Genomic DNA, 3619 nt, shown 5'->3' with positions numbered 1-3619 from the left:
GCCGGCTGCCTGCTGCCCGCTTGGTCGGTCGGCTGCCAGGCCTGCGCACCCTGTTCCACAACCTGTTCCGCCAGGACGCTGCGCAGACTTTCCGCATCAGCCAGCGCGCGGGTGAGCGCATCCTCAGCCTCGCGCCGGGCCTGGCGTTCGGCGTCCAGTCGGCTGCCGCCGTCCAGGCGCAGCTTCGCCTCGGCGAGCTTGTTGCGGTACTCGGCCAGCTCGTCGCGCAGCGCCGCCAGCTCGGCGTTGTCAGCCGCGGACGCGGCAGCCGGCTGCAGGCTGCCGTCGGGCTCCGGCGGCGGGACGAAGGCGATGACCGTACGGTCGTCGGTCAGCAGCCGGTGGAACCACACGCCCAGCTCGAAGCAGGCGCGGACAGCACGCACCGCCGTCCGGACGGAGCCGTAGTGGCCGTGAACAGCCCGATTACCCTCAGTGCGGACGGTATCGAAAGCTGTGCGGATGCGCCTGTCGAGTACCCCGGCGCGGGCGAGCGCGGCGAGGCGGTCGACCTGCTTGTCGCCGCGTACCGGCAGCCCGGCCCTGCTGACCAGGGCTTTTGCCAACGCTTCGCCGAACTGGCGGGCCTTGACCAGCGCGGCGTTCGGGTCGGAGTGGGCGTACGACTCCGCGCCCGCGCCGTAGAAGACCAGTAGCGGTTCGTGGGGGAGCAGCAGGCCGAAGTTCGCCGAGCGGCGTGCCAGCTCCTCGATGCGCGCGTCCATCAGCCTGTCAGCCCCGCCCCCACTGGTGACTGTATAGTCCCAGAATGTAGCCCCACGTCGGAATCTGACGGGCGAAGCCCTCCCTGAACGGGTGGAGCGCGTTCAGCACAGTCCATCGCTGTCGCCCGCTCAGCACACCTCGACCAGAGCGAGGTCCGTCCTGGTGAAGTCGTTTGGTCGGCGGTGAGGAACCGCTGCAGGCGTTCACCGCGGTCGCTCTTGGTGCTGGCAGCCGTGATGCGGGCTCGGCGTTCCTGCAAGGCGATGTCGCTACCGGGGTGCGGGCCGCGCCGCGGCCTCGACCAGTTTCAGGACGGTTTCCTCCGGGACGGGGGTCCAGTCCCAGACGTCCACGCCCACGTTGATCTGCCGGTCGTGGACCTGCCAGGCGTCGTGCACGTGCCCGCACAGCAACGGTCGGCCGTCGTCCTCGGGACGGCGGTCGGCGTAGCGGTCCTGGGCCGTGTGGTCACCGTGGTAGGGAAAGTGCGCCAGCGTGACGAGGTGGTCGCCGATGCGGTGGTCCCGCACGACTCCGGAGGAGTGGACGTGAGCAAAACCCGCATCGACGTAACGCTGGACCTGGCCGGCGTGCCGGCGGTGCCCGGACCAGCATGAGTCGTGATTTCCCGCGACCAGGATCTTGTGACCGTTCAGCTCGGCGACCGGGGCGAGTTTCGCCGGCGTGAGGGAGACGTCCCCGAGCACCCACACCGTGTCCTCGGATGCCACGACGGCATTCCACCGTTGCACGAGGCCGGCGTTCATCGTCTCGACGTCAGGCCAGGGGCGGGAGGCGTAGGTCAGAATGTTCGTGTGGCCGAAGTGGAGATCAGCCGTGTACCACGTTGTCACAGCTTTCCTCTTCCATGCTGTTTGTATTATCGGAGTCAATTCCCTTGTTCCGGGACCGGCGGTTTCCCCGGGTCGTCCGTCCGCCGGCCGTACGCTGTGGGCAACCGGCGTTTTCGCCGGGCATCGGTCGATCATAGCGAACGCCGGTCGGCGTGACCACGGGTTGTCCGGCAACGCGTGACGGGCCGCCGGCGGTCGTCCGAGATTTCAGGACGCGGCCGACGCTTCGTCAGCGGCGATTACTTTGCGCAGCGCAATTGGCGGTGGACCGCACAGCTCGGTCAGTCGCGTGATCCGGGCCCTGTGCTCACGCCGTTGCGCCCGGGTGAGCACGGTCTTCAGCCGGGCAGCGGCGGCAAGCGCGACAACGGCGGCGTCGTACGGGTCGACGTGCGCCGGCGGGACGCTGCCGCGGGCCACCCGGCCGGCATTGTCGCGCAGCTCCCTGACGACACGCGGATCCCGTACGGTGATTGTGTCCGCCGGGAACAGGTGGAGTATCCGGTGTGGCTCCACGCGAATCCAACCGGCCGTCTCCAGCTGATCCCGCACGGCTCGCACGGCCGGGCGGCTGTTCTTACGGACCCAGTATTTCCACGAACGCGGCCGTGACGATCCGGCGACCTGCTTCAGGACGTCTTCGAGCAGCGGATCCATAGCCCGGGTGCGACCCGTCGCCGGAACCGGTTGAATCATCCGAGCCGCTGTCGGAGTGGTCGTCCGGGTCGTAGGAGGGTTCTTCACCTGCACCTTGCCCTTCACGTCGGCGAGGTGGCCGGCGAGGAACAGGTCGGTGAGTGCCGCGGCGCGCAGCAGGTAGCCGAGGTACGTGCGACCGGTCGGCCGCTGCCTGTCGAGATCATAGGAAACCAGGTAGAGCCGTGCCGGCAGGGATTCGGGGAGTTCCACTGGTCCGTCCTTCGTCTGGTCCGTCCTTCGCCGGTCGCGCCGTGAGTACCCCGGATTTCGGTGTGGATTGTTGGCGTCCGGTGCCGGTTTCAGGAATCGATTCCGTGATCGGGGGATTCGGGTTGGTCGGAGCCGGGTCCGCCGGCGAAATTCGGTCCGGAATTCGGTTCGGGACTCAGTTCGGAACCGGGCTTGGGCCCGTTGCCGGGAGCTGGGTCGGGCTTCGAGGGTCGCCCGCGGCGCGGTATGCGCCCGACGTTTCCGGGCAGCCGTCCGGCGTCCGACAGCGCCCGGCGCAGCAGGAACTCGATCTGGGCGTTGGTGCTGCGTAGCTCGGCGGTGGCCCATCGGGCGAGCGCGTCGTGTACGGCAGGGTCCAGCCGCAGCAGGATCTTCTTCCGTTCCGTCACGTGCTCCCGCCACCAGTCATTCGAACATCAGCTCTTAGTGATCTGAGGGCCTAGGCCTCCGGCGGCGCGAAAGAAACATCATCGCGCCGCCTGTGGCCCCTACGCCTGTGGCCCCTAGTGGTAGAGCGAGCCTGCGTTCACCACCGGCTGGGTGGATTGTTCGCTGCACAGCACGACCAGCAGGTTGCTGACCATGGCCGCCTTGCGTTCCTCGTCCAGCTCCACGACGTCCTGCGCCTCGAGGCGGGCGAGAGCGAGCTCGACCATGCCGACCGCCCCTTCGACGATTCGCTGACGGGCGGCCACCACGGCGCCGGCCTGCTGGCGGCGCAGCATGGCCTGGGCGATCTCGGGGGCGTAGGCCAGGCGGGTGATGCGCGACTCGACGATCCGCACCCCGGCGGATGCCACCCTCACGGCGATCTCACCGGAGAGCCTTCCCGTGATCTCGTCGGCGTTGTCCCGCAGCGAGAGAGTGGCGTCACCGTGGTTGTCGTACGGATAGCTGGTGGCGATGTGCCGCACCGCGGTTTCGGTCTGGATGCTGACGAACTCGATGAAATCCTCTACCTCGTAGACGGCTCGTGCGGTGTCCTGTACCTGCCAGACCACCACGGCCGCGATCTCGATCGGGTTGCCGTCCGCGTCATTGACCTTGATCGGCGGGGTCTCGTGGTTACGGATCCTGGTCGAGACCTTGCGCCGTCTGGACAGCGGGTT

5 protein-coding genes are annotated in these 3619 nt (G+C 68.2%); all 5 read right to left on the bottom strand.

Going from position 1 to position 3619, the window contains the following annotated elements:
- A partial coding sequence (locus DD1DGNOD_RS27370; protein WP_165036937.1) for a DUF4145 domain-containing protein occupies positions 1–725 on the bottom strand: 725 nt, incomplete at its 3' end.
- A gap of 270 nt (positions 726–995) precedes the next feature.
- Complete coding sequence (locus DD1DGNOD_RS20760) at positions 996–1580, bottom strand: metallophosphoesterase family protein (RefSeq protein WP_131768180.1); 585 nt, start codon at positions 1578–1580, stop codon at positions 996–998.
- A gap of 207 nt (positions 1581–1787) precedes the next feature.
- Entirely contained in the window at positions 1788–2489 is a 702-nt protein-coding gene (locus DD1DGNOD_RS20755; RefSeq protein WP_131770867.1) for a GOLPH3/VPS74 family protein, read from the bottom strand.
- Between the two features lie 89 nt (positions 2490–2578).
- The gene (locus DD1DGNOD_RS29930; RefSeq protein ID WP_131768178.1) at positions 2579–2899 is read right to left on the bottom strand and encodes a hypothetical protein; all 321 of its coding nucleotides are present in this window, start codon (positions 2897–2899) and stop codon (positions 2579–2581) included.
- A gap of 114 nt (positions 2900–3013) precedes the next feature.
- Positions 3014–3619: SPFH domain-containing protein (locus DD1DGNOD_RS20745; protein ID WP_131770870.1), on the bottom strand; the 606-nt coding region annotated here is incomplete at its 5' end.

The organism is Candidatus Protofrankia californiensis, assembly GCF_900634765.1.
In the GTDB taxonomy this organism is placed as follows: Bacteria; Actinomycetota; Actinomycetes; order Frankiales; family Frankiaceae; genus Protofrankia; species Protofrankia californiensis.
This window is presented reverse-complemented; position numbering and strand designations above follow the sequence as displayed.